Origin of the sequence: Pedobacter sp. SG908 (assembly GCF_011759615.1) — a bacterium.
Classification (GTDB): domain Bacteria; phylum Bacteroidota; class Bacteroidia; order Sphingobacteriales; family Sphingobacteriaceae; genus Pedobacter; species Pedobacter riviphilus.
Genome location: NZ_JAAOYY010000003.1, coordinates 868001 through 892067 on the forward strand (window position 1 = coordinate 868001; position 24067 = coordinate 892067).

At 39.9% G+C, this 24067-nt stretch carries 18 protein-coding genes; 9 read left to right on the plus strand and 9 right to left on the minus strand.

The genetic code is table 11. The features are described from left to right. Positions 1-13: 13 nt before the first annotated feature. The 4 genes from FHT21_RS24290 to FHT21_RS24305 all read right to left on the minus strand — a co-directional run bounded on the left by FHT21_RS24290 (position 14) and on the right by FHT21_RS24305 (position 3566). Entirely contained in the window at positions 14-1015 is a 1002-nt protein-coding gene (locus FHT21_RS24290) for an LLM class flavin-dependent oxidoreductase (RefSeq protein WP_167297279.1), read from the minus strand. Positions 1016-1086: 71 nt separating this feature from the next. Beyond that, positions 1087-1773: a methyltransferase domain-containing protein gene (locus tag FHT21_RS24295; RefSeq protein ID WP_167297280.1), complete on the minus strand. Its 687-nt coding sequence runs from the start codon at positions 1771-1773 to the stop codon at positions 1087-1089. Positions 1774-1874: 101 nt separating this feature from the next. Continuing rightward, the gene (locus tag FHT21_RS24300) at positions 1875-3275 is read right to left on the minus strand and encodes an MBL fold metallo-hydrolase (protein ID WP_167297281.1); all 1401 of its coding nucleotides are present in this window, start codon (positions 3273-3275) and stop codon (positions 1875-1877) included. Positions 3276-3338: 63 nt separating this feature from the next. Next, complete coding sequence (locus tag FHT21_RS24305; RefSeq protein ID WP_167297282.1) at positions 3339-3566, minus strand: YtxH domain-containing protein; 228 nt, start codon at positions 3564-3566, stop codon at positions 3339-3341. Positions 3567-3791: 225 nt separating this feature from the next. Here FHT21_RS24305 and FHT21_RS24310 point away from each other — a divergent pair, with 225 nt between their 5' ends. From FHT21_RS24310 to FHT21_RS24330, 5 genes are all read left to right on the plus strand, one after another. Continuing rightward, positions 3792-4376 (plus strand): sigma-70 family RNA polymerase sigma factor, encoded by a 585-nt coding sequence (locus FHT21_RS24310; RefSeq protein WP_167297283.1) that lies wholly within the window; start codon positions 3792-3794, stop codon positions 4374-4376. Between the two features lie 87 nt (positions 4377-4463). Continuing rightward, positions 4464-5636, plus strand: coding sequence for a FecR family protein (locus tag FHT21_RS24315; RefSeq protein ID WP_167297284.1), 1173 nt, complete (start codon positions 4464-4466; stop codon positions 5634-5636). 259 nt (positions 5637-5895) lie between these two features. Then, the gene (locus FHT21_RS24320; protein ID WP_167297285.1) at positions 5896-9216 is read left to right on the plus strand and encodes a TonB-dependent receptor; all 3321 of its coding nucleotides are present in this window, start codon (positions 5896-5898) and stop codon (positions 9214-9216) included. A 2-nt stretch (positions 9217-9218) separates the two neighbouring features. Next, positions 9219-11060 carry a RagB/SusD family nutrient uptake outer membrane protein gene (locus FHT21_RS24325; protein WP_167297286.1) on the plus strand — a complete coding sequence of 614 codons (1842 nt, stop codon included), beginning with the start codon at positions 9219-9221 and terminating at the stop codon, positions 11058-11060. A gap of 16 nt (positions 11061-11076) precedes the next feature. Further along, positions 11077-12033, plus strand: coding sequence for a discoidin domain-containing protein (locus FHT21_RS24330; protein ID WP_167297287.1), 957 nt, complete (start codon positions 11077-11079; stop codon positions 12031-12033). A 98-nt stretch (positions 12034-12131) separates the two neighbouring features. Here FHT21_RS24330 and FHT21_RS24335 read toward each other — a convergent pair whose 3' ends face one another. Then, the gene (locus FHT21_RS24335) at positions 12132-13802 is read right to left on the minus strand and encodes a DUF6600 domain-containing protein (RefSeq protein ID WP_167297288.1); all 1671 of its coding nucleotides are present in this window, start codon (positions 13800-13802) and stop codon (positions 12132-12134) included. Between the two features lie 278 nt (positions 13803-14080). Between FHT21_RS24335 and FHT21_RS24340 the strand changes: the two genes are divergently transcribed. Continuing rightward, positions 14081-14782, plus strand: a complete 702-nt coding sequence (locus FHT21_RS24340) for an SAM-dependent methyltransferase (RefSeq protein WP_029274984.1) — start codon at positions 14081-14083, stop codon at positions 14780-14782. 239 nt (positions 14783-15021) lie between these two features. Beyond that, positions 15022-15201 carry a hypothetical protein gene (locus FHT21_RS24345; protein ID WP_086548038.1) on the plus strand — a complete coding sequence of 60 codons (180 nt, stop codon included), beginning with the start codon at positions 15022-15024 and terminating at the stop codon, positions 15199-15201. Between the two features lie 90 nt (positions 15202-15291). Here FHT21_RS24345 and FHT21_RS24350 read toward each other — a convergent pair whose 3' ends face one another. Then, positions 15292-15816 carry a DinB family protein gene (locus FHT21_RS24350; RefSeq protein WP_208399027.1) on the minus strand — a complete coding sequence of 175 codons (525 nt, stop codon included), beginning with the start codon at positions 15814-15816 and terminating at the stop codon, positions 15292-15294. Between the two features lie 345 nt (positions 15817-16161). On the opposite strand from FHT21_RS24350, the gene FHT21_RS24355 reads away from it, so the two are divergent. Then, positions 16162-16923 carry a M57 family metalloprotease gene (locus FHT21_RS24355; protein ID WP_167297289.1) on the plus strand — a complete coding sequence of 254 codons (762 nt, stop codon included), beginning with the start codon at positions 16162-16164 and terminating at the stop codon, positions 16921-16923. Between the two features lie 79 nt (positions 16924-17002). Here FHT21_RS24355 and FHT21_RS24360 read toward each other — a convergent pair whose 3' ends face one another. Both FHT21_RS24360 and FHT21_RS24365 read right to left on the minus strand, forming a co-directional pair. Beyond that, positions 17003-17674, minus strand: a complete 672-nt coding sequence (locus tag FHT21_RS24360; protein WP_167297290.1) for an NAD-dependent epimerase/dehydratase family protein — start codon at positions 17672-17674, stop codon at positions 17003-17005. Positions 17675-17776: 102 nt separating this feature from the next. Then, positions 17777-19909, minus strand: coding sequence for a S9 family peptidase (locus tag FHT21_RS24365; RefSeq protein WP_243854087.1), 2133 nt, complete (start codon positions 19907-19909; stop codon positions 17777-17779). 372 nt (positions 19910-20281) lie between these two features. On the opposite strand from FHT21_RS24365, the gene FHT21_RS24370 reads away from it, so the two are divergent. Next, positions 20282-21145, plus strand: a complete 864-nt coding sequence (locus FHT21_RS24370) for a DMT family transporter (protein ID WP_167297291.1) — start codon at positions 20282-20284, stop codon at positions 21143-21145. A 48-nt stretch (positions 21146-21193) separates the two neighbouring features. Here FHT21_RS24370 and ppsA read toward each other — a convergent pair whose 3' ends face one another. Continuing rightward, positions 21194-23815 carry a phosphoenolpyruvate synthase gene (gene ppsA / locus FHT21_RS24375; protein WP_167297292.1) on the minus strand — a complete coding sequence of 874 codons (2622 nt, stop codon included), beginning with the start codon at positions 23813-23815 and terminating at the stop codon, positions 21194-21196. Positions 23816-24067: the final 252 nt, after the last annotated feature.

The window sequence follows — 24067 nt, forward strand, 5'->3', positions numbered from 1 at the left end:
ATAGAATACTTCATTAAAACATCTCCGCCAGCAACTCATAAGATTTTATCCGATCTTCAAAATGTTCGGTAATAGTAACCGCCATTAGTTCATCCACATCATAATCAGCAGCCAGTTTGGAAAGCCGCTCTTTTATTACTGTTGGCGTGCCATAAATCATCCGCGGTTTATTGGCCTTAATCCGTTCCCGCTCTGCAGCGTTATAACTGATGTCTTTAATATCGTTCCAACCTACAGAAGTTAAGCCACCGCCCTTTTCAAGCTGGAGAAAACGATAAGCCATTAAAGCTTCCTGTTGTTTTACCTTTTCTTCATCTTCTGAGCAGAAAACAAAAAGCGCCACGTTTTCGACTGGTTTTGCCAAATCAACCGAAGGTTTGAAATGTTCCCGGTAGTATTGAACAGCCTGTGGGCCTCCATGCGGATTAATAAAATGTGCAAAAGAAAAGCCCATTCCAAAGTGGGCCGAAAATAGGGCACTTTGTCCGCTGCTGCTTAAAAGCCATTGTTGAGGAACGGTTTCTGCAATGGGAATGGCTTTTATTTTGGCCTGGATACCTCCATCAGAGGTATCATGCAAGTAATGTTGCAGCTCGCGCAGTTGTTCTACAAAATCCTGCTCACTCCAATTGTTTGAGGGGTTAAGCATCGAAGCCGTAATGCGGTCGGTACCAGGTGCCCGGCCCATCCCCAGATCGATCCGGTTAGGATGCATCACTTCCAGCAAACGAAAACTTTCTGCAACTTTTAATGCACTATGGTTAGGCAGCATAATACCACCAGAACCAATCCTTAATGTTTTGGTATGATTGGCCAAATGGGCAATTAAGATCTCAGGCGTTGAACCCGCTAAACTGGTGGTATTGTGATGTTCTGAAACCCAAAAACGGTGGTACCCTAACCTTTCGGTTTCTTGTGCAAGAATAGTGGTTTCTTCAATGGCACGACGGGCAGTAACACCCTTGCGAACCGGTGATTGATCTAAGACACTTAGCTTTATTTTTGTATTGCTCATAATTCGTATATAACAAATGTATGAGCCAACTAATTTAAAATATGGGCATGAAAAGCTTTATGACTTTAAGATTATTGCGCTAAAGTCAATTTGACCAAATACTGATCTTCGCCATCATCAAAAATCAATTCAGCATCCCATCCTGTTTCTTTCGCAACCTGTTTAATGGTTTCTTCATCTATATAAATCCAATTAAACCAGTTGCCTTTTTCGCCTTTATATTCGTACTGATAAGATACCTCTCCATAATATTTATTTTGCGGTTTAGGTAGATCTTCATATAAATAAGCAATATCAGAAGAATCGAAAATCACTTGTCCGTTAGGATTGATGAGCTCTTTTAATTTGATCAGAAAATCTTTAAACCCGGGCAAAGTTCCTGTTAAACCTATACCGTTCATGAGCATAATAATGGTATCAAATTTCTCCTGATAGGTAAAAATATCCTGTATGAATGCTTTTTTTACACCACGGTCTTTCATAATATTCACCGCTGCTTCTGAAATATCAATAGCCGTAACATCGATATTAAAGGCCTGTAAAAGTAAAGCATGGCTTCCAACACCGGCACCAATGTCCAATACCCTGCCATTGCACATGTGTAATGCCTGAAGCTCTAGAACGGGCATATCTTCATCATCCCTGAAAAAGAATTCTAAAGGCATTTCTTCAGGCTCTCCGTACGAATTGTGTAACCAAAGCGTATCAGCCTCACCTGTTCTGTAAATATCAGTTAACGCTTTACCAAAAACATCCATGTGGCAAAGATAGGGAGGAAAGCTGAAAGACTAAAGCTTAAAGAAAATGAGCAATAAAAAAACATCATAACAACAAATAAGTTATAAGTTAGTCAACAATTTTACTCCAACTCAAATACCTGATGGTATTCAGGAATAGCAACATGTTCAAAGCCTGCATCTTTCAATTTGCTGGCAAAATGTTGTTGTACTTCGTATTCTCCATGTACCAAAAACAGCTGTTTAACTTTAGTAGGATCCTGGCCCGATAAAAAATGTAATAAATCTTCGTAATCGCCATGTGCACTCATCGATTTTATCGATTGTACTTCGGCTTTAACTTCATATTCGTCACGGAAAATCTCAACTACTTTTTGTCCGGCAATTAACTTGCCACCAAGCGAATTTGGTTCACAGTAACCCACCATTAAAATCGTATTTTTGGGATTACCGATATTATTACGGATATGATGCTTTACCCGGCCAGCCTCTGCCATACCTGATGCAGAAATAATTACACAAGGTCTTGGATCGGCATTTAAAGCTTTAGATTCTTCTACACTTTCAATAAAACGCAGGCCTTTAAAAGCAAATACATCATGATCAATTTTTAAAGTTTCCTTAACGCCATTATTATATACTTCAGGGTGGTTTTTAAGAATTTGGGTTGCTTTCGAAGATAAAGGACTATCTACGTAATATGGAACATCAGGCAATTTACCCTTTAGTTCAAGCCCATTTAACGCATAAAGTAATTCCTGAGTACGGCCAACGGCAAAAGCTGGAATAATTACTTTGCCTTTTTTAATTTTGCAGGTATTGTTAATGATCTCAAAAAGCATGTTTTCGATCGGATCGAGGTCTTTATGTAATGAATCGCCATAGGTTGATTCCATTAAGATATAATCGGCCTGATCAAACTGCTGCGGACTTTTTAAAAGCAGATCACCGTAACGCCCAACATCGCCAGAAAAAGTAATCCGCGTAGGTTTTCCATCTTCCATAATGGTAAGATGTACCGCAGCACTGCCTAAAATATGCCCTGCATCAGTAAACTTTAACCGAATTCCCGTCTCAATCTCGAAATCTTCTTCATACTCCACAATTTTCATCAGACTAAGCGTTTTGGTAACGTCTTCATCGGTGTAAAGTGGTTCTTCCATTTCTTCGCCTTCGCGCAGATGGCGGTTAGAAAACTCTGCATCCTGCATCTGGATTTTGGCAGAATCCATCATTAAAATACGGGCCAGATCCATAGTTGCCGAAGTACAAAAAATCTCACCTTCAAATCCTTCAGCAACCAATTTAGGCAATAAGCCACAATGGTCTATATGTGCATGTGATAAAACCATGTAAGTAACCTTTTTGGCATCGAAACCAAAAAAGTCATTTAATTTATCCGTAATGCGGCCCATCCCCTGGAATAAACCACAATCTAATAAAATCTGAGTGCCGTTTTTTAAGATAATAAGGTGCTTACTCCCCGTAACCGTACGGGCGGCACCATGAAAAGCAATGTTCATCAAGATGGTGGTTAGAATATATATAGCATAAAAATGCCGGATATTTCCGGCACTTCCAATTCTTTACGCATTTATTTCTGCTATTTTATCTTTTACCTTATCGGCTACACTGCTCGCTTTATCGGCCAAACCTGCTAATTTACCTTTTGAGGTATCTAAAATATCAGCTAACCAGTCTGATACTTTACCTTTTAAATCGTTACCAGAATCTGAAGATAATGCCAACGCGATTGTTGCGCCAAGTGCAGCTCCAGCTAATACGCCTACTATAATTTTTGTCTCTTTTTTCATGTTCTTAGTGATTTACTTATTAAACATATTTAACCCACAGGTGTTTTTATTTTTTTCATCTCGCAAAAACCAATCCACAATGAAGCGTATATTTTTTATAGCCCTAGATAATACCATTTATTTTACCAAGGCATTATTTATAGTTGATCATTACCATATTAACCTAAATTTATTCTTTGCACTTAATTAAAAATACTTAGTTTTATCTTACAGCGAAACTAAACAATGGCGATTAAACCTCTTCCAAACGAAAAAGAGTTGCTACTGGAAATAGCAAATGGCGATGGGATTGCCTTTGCCGAATTGTTTCGTGCATACCATAGTCCTTTAATCAAATATATTTACACCATGCTCGAATCTGTAGAAAGCTGTGAAGAGATGGTACAGGATATATTCTTGAAAGTATGGGAAAACAGAGAAATATTACCTAAACTGGATAAGTTCACCGCTTATCTTTTTATTTTAACACGTAACTATACCATCAGTGCTATTCGCCGAATGGTTAAAGACAAAAAACATAGCCAGTTGTATGCAGAAGAAGTATTAAGCCTTAATGAAAGTGAAGAAATTTTTAATGTAGATCAGGAATATCAGAATATTCTGATCAAGGCTATTGCAGAATTGCCGCCCTCGCAACAAAGGGTATTACAACTTCGCCAGCAGGGACTAAAAAGCAGGCAAATTGCAGGAGAAATGGGAATATCTATTGAATCTGTTAAAAAATACCAGCAATGGGCAACCAAATCGGTATCCAAGTTTCTAAAATTACATACAGCAATAACCATTTCTGTTATCCTGAGTATGAATTAAGCTTTTTTTCTTATTTTATTTCTTTTTATATCCCGTTTTCTATTTCTCTGCGTCTTTAGTAATGATTCGCTAGAATCCTAACCAGATATGACTGAAAACCAGAGATTGAATTTTTTATTCGATCGGCAATTGCAGCACTTAAATTCTACTGAAGAAAAGGAAGAATTTCTATTGCTGATGGCCGACCCCTGTAATAAAGAACAGGTTAAACGATTGCTTAAGGGCTATTGGGAGGCGTTTGATGAAAATCAATTTAGTCCGGCTGTTTTCCTGTTTGGCGATGGCGAAGAAATCCGTACTAAAATACAAAGTGAAAATATTTATCCCTTGCCACAACCTCAGCGAAAGCCGAAACGTTGGATAGGAATTGCTGCTGCATTAGTTATCATAATATTCGGTGCCAGCCTTTTTTATTTAAAGCGAAATGCCGGTTTGGCCAGTTTGGCCGATACAAACACGCACATTACGCCTGGCTCAACAGGAGCAACACTTAAACTGGCCAACGGCAAAACAATCAAATTATCTGACGCGGTAAATGGCGAACTCGCAAGTGAGGCTGGTGTAACCATTACCAAAACTAAAAATGGCTTATTGATTTATGAGATAAAAGGAACAACACTTCCGGATCAAATCAATACGCTCTCTACCAACAATGGAGAAACCTATCAGGTTCGTTTGCCTGATGGGTCCCTGGTTTGGTTAAACGCTGCATCCAGTCTTTCTTATAGCACGGCTTTGGTTCATTCCGGGAAACGCTCGGTTAACCTGGTTGGCGAAGCCTATTTTGAAATCGCTAAAGATAAAAACCATCCTTTTATTGTTAAAACAGGCACGCAGGAAGTGGAGGTATTGGGTACACATTTTAATGTAAACGCTTACCAAGATGAATCAATAGCAAAAACCACCTTACTCGAAGGAAGTGTTAAAATTAAAAATAAGGCGAATCAAAAAATTATTTCCCCCGGAGAACAGGCAACAGTCAACGGGGATAACATTTCAATTGATAAAGTAAATACTGAATATGCTATAGCGTGGAAAAATGGCGTTTTCCGTTTCACTGATAAAACCCTGGAGGCCGGTATGCTCGAAGTTGCCAGATGGTATAATGTGCAGGTTATTTATAAGCGGCCAGAACTGAAAAATGAGTTATTGGGCGGGCGGATTTCCAAATACGCAAACATTAATCAGGTATTGAAGAAAATGGAATTGGCCAAAGCCTTCAAGTTTACAGTAAAAGGGCGCGAAATCATTGTAGAATAACAAAAACCAATTAATTATTATATCAACTAAACTAATCAAAAACAGACATGAAAAAATCAGATTACGATTAACAGAAAGCTGCTTTCAGGTGAGGTTAAAATAAAAACTGGAAGTGCGACCAACACTTCCAGCAAACGACTTGCCTGAGTAAAACTAGTTTGCACACTATTTTTTAACCTAAAACAAGACAAACCAAATGTATAAATTTTACCTAAGAATATTAGGGGGCTATTCCTTTATACCTAAAATCCTGCGATTTATGAAATTAACGACGTTATTACTCTTTGTAACGATCATGCAGGTCAGTGCTGTCAGCTACGCACAAAGACTAACATTTAAACAGCAAAACGTGAGTATTGCCAGGGTATTTGAAGAGATTGAGAAACAAACGGGCTACGATGTTTTCTATCTTCCGAGAGTATTAAAAACCAGCCGCACCCTCGATGCTGATTTTAACAATACTCCATTAGATCAGGTAATGAAAATTTGCCTGATGAACCAGCCACTCGTATTTACGATTGATGAGCGAACAATCGTGATCACAAAAAAAGAACAACCAGTACCCGATCAAAGTTCCGCAATACCCAAACCCATTCTTGTACAGGCAAAATATAAGGTTAGCGGAACTGTGAAGGATGAACTAGGCTTGCCCATTTCAAGTGTTACTGTACGGGTACGACACACCAGAAATGGCGTTTTAACAGATTTAAACGGAAAATATGCCATAGATGTTGAAGCTACAGACTCGCTTGAATTTATTTATGTTGGGTATAAGCGTGTTGAAGTAGCTGTTCGGAACAGGGTAGATATTGACGTTATCATGGAGCCTGAATCAGGAAGTTTGAACGAAATTGCCGTTATTGGCTTTGGACGACAGAAAAAGGTAAGTGTGGTAGGTGCCCAGGCTACTATTAAACCTGAAGAGCTAAAACTCCCTGTAAGGGATTTAACCTCCGCACTGGCCGGACGTTTGGCAGGTGTAATCTCTACGCAACGTGGTGGGGCACCGGGGGCAGATGGAGCCGATATTTTTATCCGGGGTATTGCAACTTTTGCCAGTAGCCCTCAATCGCCGTTACTAGTTGTAGATGGTGTTCCAGACAGGCCGATCAACAACATTGACCCTGAGGATGTAGAAAGTTTCACGATATTAAAAGATGCAACAGCTACCGCAGTATACGGTACAAGGGGTGCCAATGGCGTAATCCTCATTAATACCAAAAAAGGTAAAATAGGTAAACCCAATATCAATGTGGAGCTAAACAGTTCGCGCTCAAAATTTACGGAGCTTCCGGAATTTATAGATGCGCCTACCTTTATGACTTTGTATAATGAAAGCTTATCAACCAGGGGAAGAACGCCACAATATGATCCGGCTGTTATAGCGAAACATGCAAGCGGAGAAGATCCCGATTTATATCCTAATGTAAACTGGTACGATTATCTGTTTAATGATTTTTCGAGTGCCAGCAGAGCCAATCTGAATGTAAGTGGTGGTGTAGATGCTGCAAAATATTATGTATCGGCCGGTTATTACACAGAGGAAGGAATGTTTAAACAGGCCGAAGCACAATCTTTTAACTCGACCTTAAAGCTTGAAAGATTTAATTTTAACAGTAATGTAAGCGTTAAGGTAACCAAAAGTACCAATCTTGAACTCGGAGTTAACGGATTTATTACTAATTACAATACGCCATCAGCTGGTGTAAATGCAATTTTTGATTATGCCACACAGCAGGCGCCACATGTGGTACCTCCTATTTATTCGAACGGCCAGTGGCCCAAATATCCTGGTGTTCCATTTAACCCCTACTACTACCTAGTTGCCAACGGTTATTCAAACACCTATTCAAATACTGTTAGAAGTAACATCAAAGTAATTCAGGAACTGGACTTCCTAACCAAAGGATTATCCTTTTCAACCATGTTTGCTTTCGATGCTGTTAACGGAAGCAGCTTAACCCGGTCGAGAACCTTGCAATCTTATTTGGCTACTGGCCGGGATGCTAGCGGCAAACTTATTACCAGAATTGCTGAAACTGGTTCAGATGTATTGGGCTTTTCGGCCGACCGGAACAGTAACAGAAGATTTTATACAGAAACTTCCCTTAACTATTCGAGAAAATACGGTAATCATGATGTTTCAGGTTTGTTGCTTTTCAATCAATCCGACTATGTGAATGGAAATGCTACCGACTTGATCAGCTCTATACCCTTCAGGCAGCGTTCGCTGGTTGGTAGGGCAAATTATGGTTATAAAGACAAGTATTTTATTGAGACCAATTTTGGTTATTCAGGATCTGAAAACTTTGTTCCGAGCAAACGTTTTGGTTTCTTCCCTTCAGTTGGTGCGGGCTGGGTAGCTTCGAAAGAGAAGTTTTTTGAACCTGTTAAAGATATTGTATCTTATCTGAAATTCCGCTATACCTATGGCCTAACGGGTAACAGCAATACCAATTCCCGCTTTTTATTCTTATCAACTTTAGGTGACGCATTTTCATATACTTTCGGTATTCCGGGAGCAGACAGGGCTTATACTGGCTATCAGGAAAACAGAATCGGTAGCGACGTACAATGGGAAACCGGTTTCAGACACAACCTCGGTATTGAAATCAATTTCTTAAAAGATGATCTTCAACTGATTGTGGAGTTATTTAAAGAAAAAAGAAACGGCATCTTACTTCAAAATTACACCATTCCATACATTTCCGGATTCACGAACACCAATATCCCTTATGTAAATGTGGGTAAAACAGCAAACCGTGGTATCGATCTGACTTTAAACTACAATAAGAGCTTCAGAGATGGCTTTGTAACTTTCAGGGGAACCTTCAACATGAATGAGAACAAGAATATTTTTGATGGTTTACCACCATGGCAATACCCATGGCTTAACCGCACCGGACACGCTATTGGCCAGCGTTTTGGTTATGTAGCCATGGGATTATTTAAAGACCAGAATGAAATCGACAATGCACCTATACAAGCAGGAAATGTACGTCCTGGCGATATCCGTTATAAAGATTTGAATGGAGATGGTATCATCTCCACATTTGACCAACAAGCCATTGGTTATGGCAGTATCCCAAGAATTTTATATGGACTAAACATTGGGGCAGGCTATAAAGGATTTGATTTTGTGCTCTTTTTCCAGGGCGCTGGTCAGGTTGATTTCAGCTATAACGGCGGTACGGGAACAACGCCTTTCTCTCAGGGCGCTACTTTTGGAAATATGTATACCAAAATAACTGATCGCTGGACGGTAGAAAACCCTAATCCAAACGCATTTTATCCGCGCTTATCTACCAACCAGGATGTTACTACAAACTATGATTCCAGTACCTGGTGGGTTAAACGTGCAGATTACATCCGCTTGAAAAGCGCAGAGGTGGGTTATACTTTTGGTATAAAGGCATTGAGCAAAGTTGCCGTTAAAAAGCTGAGAGTTTATGCCAATGGCACCAATCTGTTAACTTTTTCAAAATGGAAATTCTGGGATCCTGAACTGGGCGATGGCCGCGGGGCATCTTATCCAAACATTTCAACTTTCAATTTAGGTTTACGTGCTAATTTTAACTGATTATGAAAAACAGATTCGCAAAAAAATTAATTCTGGCGCTATTAATACCGTTCCTATTTATACCCACAAGCTGTAAAAAAGGATATTTTGATACCGTACCAGATAATATCAATACCATAGATAAAGTATTTTCGAACCGGGCCAATACCGAACGCTGGTTCTTTAGCCTGTATGCAGGTATACAGGATATATGGGATCAACCTTATGGCTATCAATATGCCGGCATCAGCGATGAGCTGGAGTATGCCAACTGGGGAACAGGCAATGCCTTAACCATCAATTCTGGAGCGGTTACCAGCGATAATTCGCCTACACGTTTCGAAACCTATTACCAATTGATTCGGAACATTAACATTTTCCTGGAGCGGGTTGATGAGTGTAAGGAACTTTTAGACCAACAGAACGGCGAATCCATTGTAAAAGAATACAAAGGAGAAGCACGCTTTTTAAGGGCCTACTATCACTGGTTGCTGATGAAAGAAGTAGGTCCGGCAGCCATAGCCCCCTTGGTTTCGGGTTTGCCAAATAATAATTTTCAAATTCCAAGAAGTTCGTGGGATGAATGCGTAAAGTTTGTGTTGAATGAAATGCGTGCATCGGAAGCCAGCCTAACGAGCTTACACCTTACAGGCTCCAATACCGTTGATGATTATCAGGTAGGCCGGATTACATTACCAATAGCAGCAGCAATTGAAGCCCAGATTTTACTGGCGCATGCCAGCCCGCTGTTTAACGGAAATTCAGAATTTGCAGACTGGAAGAACTTTGATGGAAAGCAATTATTTAACCAAACTTACGATCCTACCCGTTGGGCGGCTGCGGCCGAAGCAATGAAAAGAGCCATTGATCTGAATGTAGCCCAGGGCCATAAACTTTTTATAAAACAAAATGCCAACTTATTTCTTCAGGGATTTAATTCAACCAGGGATATGTTTTGGGATGGCTGGAAAGAAGAAGGTATTTGGCTAAGAAGGGCAACCAATATACAGTCTGGTTGGTCTCAGCACTGTGCACCAAAAAATTCCTTATCTGGCAATGGCTGGAATGGCATTGGTGTATTACAGGAACTTGTTGATGATTTCAGAATGGCAGATGGGCGTACAATTAAAGAAACGCCTTCATATAACGAAACAACTTTCACCAACACTGCAACACCTTATTATTCTGCAGGCACAAATAATATGTATGTTGGAAGAGAACCCCGTTTTTATGTTGACGTAACCTTTAGCGGCGCCGTAATACCGGTGGTTCCTGCAGCAGGGCAAACCTATGTTACTTATTATTCTACAGCGGCGTCGGGCAAAAAAGCAAATGCACGTGATTATCCAAAAACAGGGTATACAGCCAGAAAAAACATTCATCCCAATACCAACTTAAGCACAGGAAGTAATCCCGCCCGCCCTGCTATGCTGATAAGAATGGCCGAACTATATTTAAGTTATGCAGAGGCTTTAAACGAATCGCAGCCAGGTAATGCCGATGTATTAAAATACCTGAATGATGTACGTACACGGGGAGGGATACCAGCAATCCCTGCAGACCTCGGCCAGATAGAAATGCGGAAGCAAATCCGCCTGGAAAGGCGAATCGAACTCTGCTACGAATCAGGTCTCAGGTTCTGGGATGTACGCCGATGGAAAATCCCTGATGAAACCGGTTCGAAACAAGGTGGCGATTTTTATGGCATGAACATGGATGCTGGCACTTCTTTGTCTGACCCGACTTTTTACAAGCGGGTAGTTGCAACCTCCAGAGTACTATGGCAACGTAAATTTTATTTCCTCCCTTATCGTCAGAATGAAATGGACAGGAACAAACAAATTGTTCAGCTTCCAGGATACTAACTTAAAACGATATTATATGAAACTATATAAAATATTATCCTGTATCATAGCTGTTCTTACAGCTATGAGTGCATGTAAGAAAGAAGAGGCATACCTTGAAAAATCAGACACTAAAGAAAATGCATTGGTGTATGTGTCCAGACAAGCCAATGCACAAAAAATAACCGTCTATCCGACAAAGGATACTGTTGTATCCTATGATTTTGGTGCATCTTTCGCTGCTGTAGGTTTGCCTCTAAACAATATTACGGTGAAATTTAAGATAGATGATAAAGCCTTTGATAGCGTAAATGTTGTACGTACCAGTCAAAACCTTACACCCTATTTTAAACTCCCCGAAAGTGCTTATACTATTAGCGGGCTAGATGTAACCATATTAAGCGGAGCAATTACTTCCAACCTGGTTTCCTTAAAATACAATTCTAAAAACCTGGATCCCAACAAAGTATATATGTTGCCGATCAGTATTATTGATGCTTCTGGATATAAGATCAATCCTTTGTTAAAAACAATGTTTATTACTTCTGTGACGTATAAGGCACCAGAGATTCTTGCAGATAGAACGGGGTGGGCGCTTACCGCATCAAGCACCCAGGCTGGCGATGGATCACTTGCTAGTGTAATTGATGGCGACCTGGCAACTTTTTGGCATTCGCAATATTCACCCACCGTCTTACTATACCCACATTGGATCCAGGTGGATATGCTTGCACTAACCAATGTAACAAGTATATCTATGGCTCCCCGCAACAACAACAATACAGGGTTTACCAAATTTAACCTGAAAGGAAGTGTTGATGGCACCGTTTGGACTAATCTTTTAACAGCAAAAGCCATGGACCCCAATTTAAAAGCTTTACAGAACTATGAGCTCGATGCCCCCACTAAAATAAGATTCCTGAAGTTAGAAATGACCGAAGGGCCACAGGATTATACACATTTAGCCGAATTTCAGGTTTTTAAAGTAAAATAAATATTAACGAATAATATAGCGATCTTCTTAAAATCCATCCGAACCAGGAATAAGTCCTAACAATAAAAAAGTCCCGATTTTCATCGGGACTTTTCAATTTATCCCCTACCACCTCTTGAAGGTCTTCCACCTTCACCGCCACCTCTTTGTTGTGGCGCTTCCGATCTTCTTTGTTCTTGTCTCTGTTGCTGTTCCTGAGCTCTTTGTTGTTGAGCTTGAGCATCACGTTGTGCCCTTTCTTGCTGTTGTTGCTGGGCTTGTTGCGCACGTTGCTGTTGCATTTGCTCATTGCGCTGTTGTTGCATCTGTGCATTGCGTTGAGCCCTTTCTTGTTGCTGAGCCTGAGCCTGTTGTGCACGTTGTTGCTGCATTTGCTCATTGCGTTGTTGCTGCATCTGTGCATCGCGCTGAGCCCTTTCTTGTTGCTGAGCCTGAGCCTGTTGTGCACGCTGCTGTTGCATCTGCTCATTACGTTGTTGCTGTACCTGAGCATCGCGTTGTGTGCGTTGTTGTTGCAATTGCTCGTTACGCTGCGCTCTTTGTTGCTCCATTTGGGCCGCACGTTGTTGCTGATCTATCTGACCACGTTGTTGTGTCTGCATATCGCGCTGTGCACGTTGCTGATCTTGACTCATACGGTCTTGTTGCATACGTTGTTGCCTCATCTGCTCAAAACGTTGCTGATCTTGACCACGATTTACGTTTTCTTGTCCGTTTCTTCCGTCAACTCCATTGGCATTGCCACGGCTCGCACGTCCATTAGCATCTCTGTTATAAACTTCTCCTCTGTTACTAGGCTGATTATTATCTCTGCTTATGGTACCGTTATTCCTATCAGGTTGTGCATTACGGTTATCTCCTCTCGATCCAAAACGGTTATCGTTGTTACTACCGTCTCTTTGATCGCGATTGGTATAACCTTCATTCCTTCCACCTCTGCTAATACCGGCATTACCTTGTTCAAATCTTCTTGGCGCCGCATTACGGTTATCTACTGAATTACGTTCAGGCCTTGGTCTGTAGATAGAAACTTCTCTACCACCAACCCTGCTTGCGCCAGGTCTTGAACTTTGGGCATAACGATAAACAGTTACGTCCCTATTGGTTGCACGTCTGATATCTTCAACCCTTGGCCCACCATAATATGTTCTTCTGTTATAAACGTAAGTATTATTGATGATGGTGGTGTTTCGGATATATACATTGTTGCGACCATAATCGTACCTTGGGAAGGTATGGATATAAATATTACGCTGTGGAATAAAGTTCCAGCAAAATTCTGGTACCACATAACGGCGGCCAAAACTTAAATTGATACTAATGCTTGGTGCCATTGGTGCCCAGCCGTAGTAACCGTCACCGCTTCTCCAATCTACCCATGCTGGTCCCCAATTGGTATCTGGCAACCAGATCCATTGCCTGTAACTGTTAATTACCCAACGGCCGTAGTGGAAAGGTGCCCAGCCCCAATCGTAATTGGAAACCCAAGTATTACCGTATTCGGTCATTGCCCAACGTCCATTTGTATAATATGGGCGAAATTCGCTTTGATCTACATCAGGGCGCCAAACATATCCATATTGTGGGTCTTGTATCCAGGTGCCATAAGGCGAAAGTTCATCGTAAAAAGTCTGTAAAGAAATATTGCCAGTGCTGTAACCATCATCCTGGTAATCATTTTGGTAGTCTTGTGCCCTGACAAGGGTTGTGGTTCCGGCAAGGAGCGCAAATAGCCCCAGCACAAGTGCCGTAGATTTCAGTGTTTTCATTTGTGTGTTTATTTTAATAACCTAATCTGTATGTATCAATTAGAGAACCAAAATTATCGAGGGTTTAATATGCAAGCATAGTTTTTGCATTTTCCCTCAAATATTGCCATACAAGGCATATTTAACTAATATTTAACGTTTTAAGCCAAGTTTAATTGTGCAGAAAATAAGTCAGTCAGAAATAAAATTTGCTACACCTTTGCTTACAAAAGAGATTATATTGCCAGTTCTATCAACTTTAGAACTTAAATTCTATTTATTGTGAGTATTTTTGTAACATGCAAAAAGGCACTTTATACCTTATTCCCGTACCATTGGCTGAAGAGGTAGCACACAAAACTTTTACCCCTTATTTGGTTGATACCATTAACCAGATTGATACCTACATTGTAGAAAATAGTAAAACAGCCCGTCGCTTTTTAAAAGAGGCAGGTTTAAAAACGCCGCAGAAAGATTTAATTGTGCACGATTATGGTAAACATAACCGAACAGATTTGGGTCAGTTTTTTGTTGAGCTTGCTGCCGGAAAAGACGTAGGCTTAATGAGCGAAGCTGGTTGCCCTGGTATTGCCGATCCTGGTGCAGATATTGTTGCCGAAGCACATAAACGTGGTATTAAAGTAGTGCCACTGGTAGGGCCAAGCTCGATTTTACTGGCCCTTATGGCCTCAGGTTTTAACGGACAGAGTTTCGCTTTTTGGGGTTATTTACCAATAGATAAAGAACAACGTACCAAGCGGATTAAAGATTTAGATTTATCGGCAAGCCGTTACAAACAAACACAGATATTTATCGAAACACCTTTTCGCAATAATCAGCTTTTTGAAGAAGTGCTAAAAAGCTGCAAGCCCAATACACAGGTTTGCGTAGCCAGCAACCTCACCGCAGAGGATGAATTTATTAAAACCCAAAGCGTTTACAATTGGCGCAAAGAAGAAATAGACCTGCATAAGCAACCAACTATATTTTTGTTGTACTAGGTTTCCTTAGTCGAGCGTCATTCTCTCGAAGGAGGAATCTTAAAGCTTATTGCATTACGATTATTCATAAGCTTTCTTCTCTTCAAAGGCATTCATGAGCACTACGTGGTTCCCAATCAAGTTGGGAATGACGGACTACGCCATGAGAAATATTAGAATTTCAAAAAATCAAAACATATCCAATCCCACATTGGTTGTTATTATAGCGCTCTGCAATTTATTCACTAAATCTTTGCGTTATGAAAAATACGATCACACCAAAAAACAATCCAACGGTTCAAGGCAGTTCAATAGCCGATCGAGCTAACCACGATGTTAAAACGGATAAAAAAATTCAGGGAATAACCAATGGTGGCGGCCAGCGGTCAGATCAAACTTCCAACAAGGACAATCAAAGAAAATACGACAATAAAAAATAATAGAAGGTAGCCTAATATACCAAAACAGCTTGTCGGAAGATCCATATTGAATAAGATTTTCCAACAAGCCATTATTTAACGAATGGTATTTTATTTTGCCATTACATTATAGAAATTATAATCCGTCATAGGAGCACCTGTTATTCCTAAATTATGGCAAATGGTAATGATCTGGCCACGGTGGTAGGTGCTGTGGTTAAAAACATGTAACACATATTCAAAATTCTGAAAATCTGAAGTAAACCAAGGACTTTGAATTTCAGTTTTCTCGTTAAATCTATCTTCACTGATTGCAGTAATATAAACGGCTAAGTTTTCTGACTGTTTCAACAGCGCATGAAAAATATCATTCAAGCTTCCATATTCGCGAAATTCGAATTCAGTTTTAGTGAGAATTGAATACCAATACTCCTGTGCCTGTAAAATATGGGCGAGCGTTAACTTTACACTTTTAAAACTCGATAATACTTCTTGCTCCAATAATTCTTCCGGATGATTTTTTAACCAATTTACCAAGGTTAAATTTGCCCAGAAATTATAGTTAGCATAATTTTTCATTAAATACACAAGGGAAGTTTCTTCCATTGTTTCTGCGAATAATTGTTCCTGTACCATGTCTTTTTGTTTTAGTTAAACAAAGTAAATACAGGCCACTGACAACCCTATGGCAGTGTAAAATCAGAACAGAAATTATTTTTTATCAAGCTTAATATTTGATATTGCCATGATTTAAAATTCATTTATCGCAGCAAAAACACATAACAATTTCTGTATATCTAAAATATTACCTATAAAAATAGATTGTTCGTGTAAATTTTTAAATACAATAACAGCTTTAAACAGCCACACTAAATGCCAGTTAAGTTTTCGTGTAAAATTCGCGGCTTGCTTAAAATTCATGTAACACGTTCTGTTACATTTGTTTCATCAGCTCTTAAGGATTAACTAACCTCTTTACCAATGAAAAAAAACCTAAAAAAAATCGCAATCGTAGCGATGGTTGCAGTTGTAATTGCTGCATGTAAAAAAAACCAAGAAACATCAACAACAGAACCACAAGAAACTGTAAAAAATGCCGATAAGGTTTTACAGCACATTAAAAATCTAGGATTCCCCGAATCGAGTATTGTAGATAATGGAAACGAATATATCGTTGAAGAAGATATTATATTTCCTAAAAACATGGTAATTACGACTAATGGCGCTGGACCAAAAACAGAGCAGTATTATACCGGAAGTATTGTAAACAGCACTAATAAGCTAAATATCAGAGTTTTTGTAGACCCGTCTATGACTTCAATGAGCAGCGAAATTAATAATGCCATTGCACAATGGAATGGTGTATCTGGTTCTACACTACGCCTTAATATTGTAACCTCGGCACCTTATGACATCCTGATCAAAGATGAAAATTTAGGTTCGGGTGTTTGTGGCCAGGGGCAGTTTCCATCGGGCGGAAGCGCAGGTGCTTTAATCAAAATCAATAAAAGTTACATTGCGGGTAATTCATTTGCTCAACGTGCCAGAACCATTTGTCATGAATTTGGTCACTGCATCTCATTCAGACATACCAACTGGGCAGCCCAAGGCGAGTCAACTGCAACAAATGTTCCTGGTGTTACCGGAACAGATTCCCAGTCGCTCATGAACGGTGGCCAATGCGGCTCGGGTGCAACCGTATTATCTCAAAAAGATAAAGACGCAACCGCTGTTTTATATTAAACCCAAAATAATCAATTAACCTAAACTAAATCCTTAAACCTGCTGAAGATGAGCTCGGGTACCTAAGCGGTGCCTGAGCTTATTCTTTAGCTAAAGCAATGATGTCTTTGCCCTCCAAAATCCGCCTTTCACCATTATGGCTCAAGGTATTGATCATCGCCTGTGCCAGTTCGGCCATGGTACAGAAACCACTTGGGTAAATAGCCCTTCCAATAGGAAATAACCAATTGATATAAGCATAAAATTTATGAGCGTATTTCTGTCCTGGCAACGGTTTAATAAAACCCGGGCGAAAATTAAACACCTGAGCGAAAGGTAATCTCATCAGATCGTTTTCAGTTTTCCCCTTTACCTGGGCCCATTTTAAACGGCCATTCTCATTCGTTCCACCTCCAGAAACATAACAAAAAGTCATATCAGCATTCAGCTTGCTTAACGTTTCGGCAACATGCATGGTTAGGGTATAAGTCATTTTATAATAAGTATCGGCATCAACACCTACTGAGGTAATTCCCAAACAAAAAAAACAGGCATTGTAACCCGAAAGCTGATTTTCAATCTGCGAAAAATCGAAAAAATCAGGATGGATGATCTCCTTAAGCTTTGGATGGCTATAACCACACGGTTTGCGGTTAATCACTAAAACAGTATCAATCTTAGGGCTGTTTAAGCATTGCATCAATACCCCTTCACCTACCATTCCTGTAGCACCGGTGATGATTACATTATTCTGACCTTTGGTTTTTCCCATAATATGATTTGCTTAATTAACAAAAACTTAAAAAGCACTTTTTTTAACTGCGAAGGTAATATAAATAAAAAAGAGCAACTGATTAGGTTGCTCTTGTAAACGTTATTTTGTACTAGCTTTCATTTGATAATCTTTAGGCGGCTCTGCTCCTAAAAGATGTTGTACAAAGTAATCCCAACGGCGGCGTGTCATGTAAGGCGAGTAATCGCCATAACCGTGTGCACTATTTGGAAAAATCACCAGATCGAAAGATTTGTTTGCTTTTTCTAATGCCTCAACTACTAATAATGTATTGTAAGGTGGTACATTGTCGTCCATCATACCATGTACCAACATCAGTTTTCCTTTTAGGTTTTTGGCGTAGTTTTGGTTGGCCTGTGCTTCATAATCCGAATTTTCTACCAAGCCATTATAACGTTCGCCCCAGTCGTCCTCATAGTTTCTGTTGTCGTGATTACCTGATTCAGAAATTCCTACTTTAAAGAAATCCGGATAGCGGAACATGGCCGCAGCAGTGGCAAAGCCTCCGCCTGAGTGTCCCCAGATACCTACTTTAGTTGTATCAATAGGATAATTGGCAGAAAGCTGTCTGATGGCTGCAATCTGATCAGGCAAGGTATTCTCGGCCATATTGCCATAGCTCATATCATGGAAACTTTTAGAGCGGTCGGGATTACTGGTTCCTTCTATTACGACTACAATAAAGCCCAGCTCGGCTAAAGCCTGATTATCTCCACGTGAAGCCGCAAAAGACCAACTGCCTACACTACCACCCTGAGGGCCCGGATAAATATAATCGATAACCGGATATTTCTGCCTGGCATCCATTTTGGTTGGTGTAAAAACCAGTCCATAGATATCTGTTTTACCATCTTTGGCCTTAACAGTAACCGGAATAGGTACTTTCCAACCTGCGGCGGCCAACCTCGATACATCTGTTTTCTCTAAGGTATTGATTAGTTTACCGTTGATACTTCTTAAAACGGTAACGCCAGGTACATCAGGCTTCGAGTAACTATCTACAAAATATTCGAAAGATGGAGAAAATACGACCTGGTGATTACCAGCTTCTGGCGTTAAAAGGGTTAAATTTTTCCCATCGAAACCAATTTTATATAGGTAACTGAAATAAGGATTACCTTTTTCGCGACCGTTAGCCATGAAATAAAGCGTACGTGTTTTTTCGTCTACTTTAACCAAACGTGAAACCACAAAATCGCCTTTGGTAATCTGGTTTTTTAGTTTGCCGTTGCTTGAATCATATAAATATAAATGTCCCCAGTTATCCCTTTCAGAATACCAGATAATTTCGTTAGAGGCAGGAAGATAACGCCAGTTGATAGCGCCCTGACCAGATTCGTACTGTGTTTTTACGGTTTCTTCGAAAACTTCGCGAACGGCACCTGTTGTGGCATTGGCAATGCGGAATTTTTCATTTTTATGATCGCGGGAAGTAGACAGAAATGCGACTTCAGTGCCATCGGCTTTCCAATCGATATCATCAAAGGTACCACTGCTCGAAATATCATCGCTTAAGGTAGCACGGTGTTGATCTGCAGGAATGTTAAGCGAAATTATCTTTGGATTTTCAACATCAATAATCACCCTTCTGATGGTCGCGATCTGTTTATCACCAGGCAAAGGATATTTCCAGGCTTTTAACGTTGGGGCTCCAACATTAGTAGTTACCAGGTACATATCTTTCGAATTACGCTGATCTTGCTGAAAAGTGGCTATCTTTTTCGAATCAGGCGACCAGCGCAAAATTGGCGCATCACTATGTTTCCATCCCGCATTATCAGTAGCATAACCATAATCTTTAATACCGTCAGTGGTTAGTTGGGTTAATTTCCCTGTAGCTACATCTTTAACAAAGAGGTTATAATCTTTAATTAAAATAGCTTTTTTTCTATCGGGAGATAAAACTTCATTGCGGCCAGCCCCACCACGTGATGGTGTTGCACTGCTTTTATAATCGGTAGTTAGCGTTTTGGTTTTCTTTACCGGATCTACCAAAAAAGTTTGTTCAGCACCATTCGCTTTAGTAGTATACCAAAATTTATCACCTTCGAGCCAGTTAGGTTGCACAGTGGAATGGTCGATGTACTTCGCTGTATTGTAGCTCATAAAACTTTCCGCTCTTTCGTAATCTTTAACGGTTAAAGCTTTCTGCTGAGCATTTGCTGTAATGGCCAAAGTACAAGCCGTTACGGTAAGCCAATATCTATTCATCATGTTAGTTAATCTTGCGCTAAAAATAAGACTGTTTTAGGAAATGATGGGTATCAATCTTGATATAAATTCATGCGACGTATCCTTTATTAACTACAAAGGGCATATAGGGAAGGCATAGAGTGCACAAATTTGTGGGCTATTTATTTACAACTTAACTTCTGACATCGGGCTTTTGACTATATAACATTTTTATTATCTTTATCTCAAACAATAGATATGAACAAAAAGAGCATTATTTCGCCACCAAAATTTTAATAAATAGTGTAGTTGTATGCAATAGTCAAGCTGTCGGGTTATTTTATTGGCAGTTGATATTGCGTTTATTTATTAATTTTTAATTCTTGTCCTTTTCAGGACGGCAGATAACTCTTTATGAAAAAATCATATTTGGTATTACACTTTGCTGTAATACTTGCAGGCTTTACCGGCATATTCGGTAAGCTTATATCCCTCAATGAAGGTCTTTTAGTTTGGTACAGGGTCCTTTTCTCCGCAATTATTTTATGGTTGGTTTTAAAACTATTTAAGGTAAAAACCGACATTAAACTAAACGAGAAATTTAACATTTCAAAAATAGGGATGTTTATTACGGTGCACTGGGTGTTTTTCTATGCCAGCATTAAGTATTCAAATATCTCAGTCGGAGTGGTATGCTACTGTTTAACCAGCTTTTTCACGGCAATTTTTGCGCCCCTTATTAACCGATATCGGTTTAATCTGTCAGAAATATTGTTAAGCTTGCTTACCTTGTTCGGCATCGCTTTGATTTTCCACTTCGATTCGTCCTATCAGCTTGGCATTGGTTTAGGTGTAATCTCTTCTGCCTTTGCCGCACTTTATACCATTTATAACGAAAGATTGGTAAAAATTTACGACAGTAGGCTTATCAACTATTATCAGATGTTTGGCGGAACAGTAGGTTTGGGCATTTTACTTCCTATGTATCTACATTTCTTTCCTGTCGAAACCATAATCCCAAGCATGAAAGATACAGGCTACCTCATTTTACTGGCCTCTTTTTGTACTGTTGGTCTGTATGTCTTGTTTGCCGAATCTTTAAAGCGTATTTCTGCTTTTACGGTGAACCTTAGTTTTAATCTGGAACCTGTTTATGCAATAATACTTGCCTTTATATTTTTTAACGAGGGTAAAGAATTGAACCTGTCATTTTATATCGGTTTGGCTTTCGTAATGACTTCAGTCATTTTACAAACAGTGATTTCGATAAGAAAATAATTGACGTTATCAATAAAAATAGGCCGTCTTATATGATGGCCTATTTATTTAATGTTTTAATATTTCCACATACCCATCTGTTCCGTTCAACCTAATATGCTGCCCGTCTTTAATCAGTTTGGTGGCATTTTCTACACCAACCACAGCTGGCAGGCCATATTCTCTTGCAATTACAGCACCATGCGTCATTAATCCACCAACTTCTGTAATCAGACCTTTTATTGAAACGAACAATGGGGTCCAGCTGGGATCTGTAAATGGGGTGACCAATATATCTCCATCTTCCAGGTCAGCATCTTCCATGTTTAGGATTACCCGTGCCCGCCCCTCAATCATTCCTGAAGAGACCGCTAAACCTACAATGGCCTCTGCCGGAAGGTTCTTGCGATTGTACTTACCCATAATAACTTCGCCATCAGAGGTAATTACCCGTGGAGGCGTAAGTTTCTCGTATTTGCTGTACTCTTCTTTTCGTTCAACAATAAGCTGGTAATCAATTTGATGCGTGCGTACCACTTCACAAAGTTCTTCAAAAGTGAGGTAATAGCTATCTTCCTTTTCATGAAAAACATGAGCATCTACGAGTTTTTCGACTTCTTTTAGTAAAGCCTGCTTATAAACAAAAAAGCGGTTAACAATACCGTATTTTGGATATTCACGATAACCGGCAAAATTTCGGAGCAGACTGATCATTTGTTTTGTTTCCAGAGCTTTTTGTTCACCATCTGGTAAATGAGTCAATCTACCTAATAATTCATTTTCCTTTTTTAAAGCTTCCTGTTTCCCCTGCTCAAATTTCCGCTTACCAGCATTGGGCTCAAAGTTTTTGATATTGCTGAGGATTAAGGGAATTAATATGGATGGTTTTTCGCACCAGCGTGTGTTCGTAATATCAATTTCTCCCGCACACCGCATTCCGTATTTTTCGAGATAAGCGTAGATTGCATTCCGGGTTTCCTTTCCACCATCAAATTGAATCAGGTCATCTAAAAAATCATTCTTTTTTGTCTCTTGCAAATAATTAATTAGCTCTGGATAAGGACGGATTATATCTGCAACATCCAATAGTGCCAAGCCCATTTCTGAAGTAATATTGTTGGGTGCCGACTGAGACAGTGTGTCTGCTGGATTTTTTTCACCCAACCATTCTTCCATCTTTTCATTGATCCAGGATGAAGCATTCATTGCGGCGATAATCACTCCCATATGTTGCGAATCAAATATCATCTTCTTTGATTGCTCGATGTCTTCCAGGATAAAATCAAATAGATCCTGTCCTGATTTCGTTTGGATATTTTGTTTTAATGTTTCTACTGATGCCTCATTAGTTTTAATCAGGCCAGCAACGATAGCAGGGTCGTTTCCTATTTGCGCTAAAATATCGGCAGCCGACAGGCCCTTAGTACTCTTGACCAACACGGGGCCTTTTCCGTCATCTGGTAGTTGTTTTATAAAGTCGCCTCTTTCTGTGATGGTAATCAATGCATCTTTGATGAGCGGATCATGTTGCCCCATCGCATCTAATAGATTCTCCCTCCCAGCTGGGGTAGACAAACTATCCGTTACATCAACAAACAATCTTCCCCCAGCTTTAAACATTGGCCTTGCTGCCCTTAACTGCCACAATGATAACCCTAGTGGTTTCATGGCATCAGTCATCATTTGTTGATGGCCTACAGATATATACACATGATTTTCAGTATCGTTTGTTTCTGGAATGGGATATAAAGTAGTAATTGGCCTGCTTTGAACGATATAAAAGATATCGTCGACCAAGCACCATTCAATATCCTGGGGACTACCAAAATGTGCTTCGATCTTCCGCCCCAACTGCTCAAGCTGCAAAATCTGTTCATCGGTTAGCACTTGCTTATTTTGCTCTTCCGCTGAAAGTGCATGAGATTTTGTACCGCCATCCTTTAAGGCATAAATGGCCAGCTTCTTGGTTAATATTTTTTTATTGATAATACGGCCATTGCTCACCTGATAATTATCGGCATTTACCAGACCCGAAACCAGTGCTTCCCCCAGCCCAAAGCTGGCATCAATGGATAATATTTTCCGATTCCCGGAAACCGGGTCAGCAGTAAACAAAATCCCCGCCGCTTGCGGAAAGACCATTTGCTGCACCACTACACACAATTGCACCTTACGGTGATCGAAACCGTTTTGAATACGATAAATTACCGCCCTATCGGTAAATAATGATGCCCAGCACTTGCTGATATGTTTTTGGACAGCTGCTTCTCCGATAATGTTCAGGTAGGTGTCCTGCTGACCGGCAAAAGATGCTGATGGAAGGTCTTCAGCGGTAGCACTGGACCGCACAGCAAAGGCTTCATATTTGTGAAAATTGGCAAGATGCTTTCCGATCTCTTGGGCAATATCATCCGGAATGGATATGTTTTCAATAAGTGTCCTGATTTTGGCGCTGGTTTTACTAACGGCATGCAGATCTGCTGCTTTAAGCTGGCTTAATTCGTCCAGCAAGCCATTAAGCTGCTTATTGTTTGCCATTATTTTTTCATAGGCCCTGGTTGTAATGCAAAAGCCATCGGGCACTTTTATCCCTTCAATTTTGGATAGCTCGCCAAGGTTGGCGCCTTTGCCGCCTGCTTCTAAAATTTCAGACCTGCCGATTTCGTGAAAACCAATTACATAATTACCCATATTCTTACTGTTTTAATTTGGAGGACAAGCCCAAAAATATAGGCTATAACACATGAAAACAACGTTTTTTAACTATATTTTTCCAAGCGCAATAATGGTGCAAATATTGGCGTTATCCTTACAACAAAGCGGCAATAATTAAGGTAAAATTACCTGGATTTTCTCTCAAATAAGGCGCTTTAGCTTCCCCCCTTTCAAAAAAACAGCTGTCATTTAGACTACAAGCAAACTCAATTTGGCTACATCAGCATC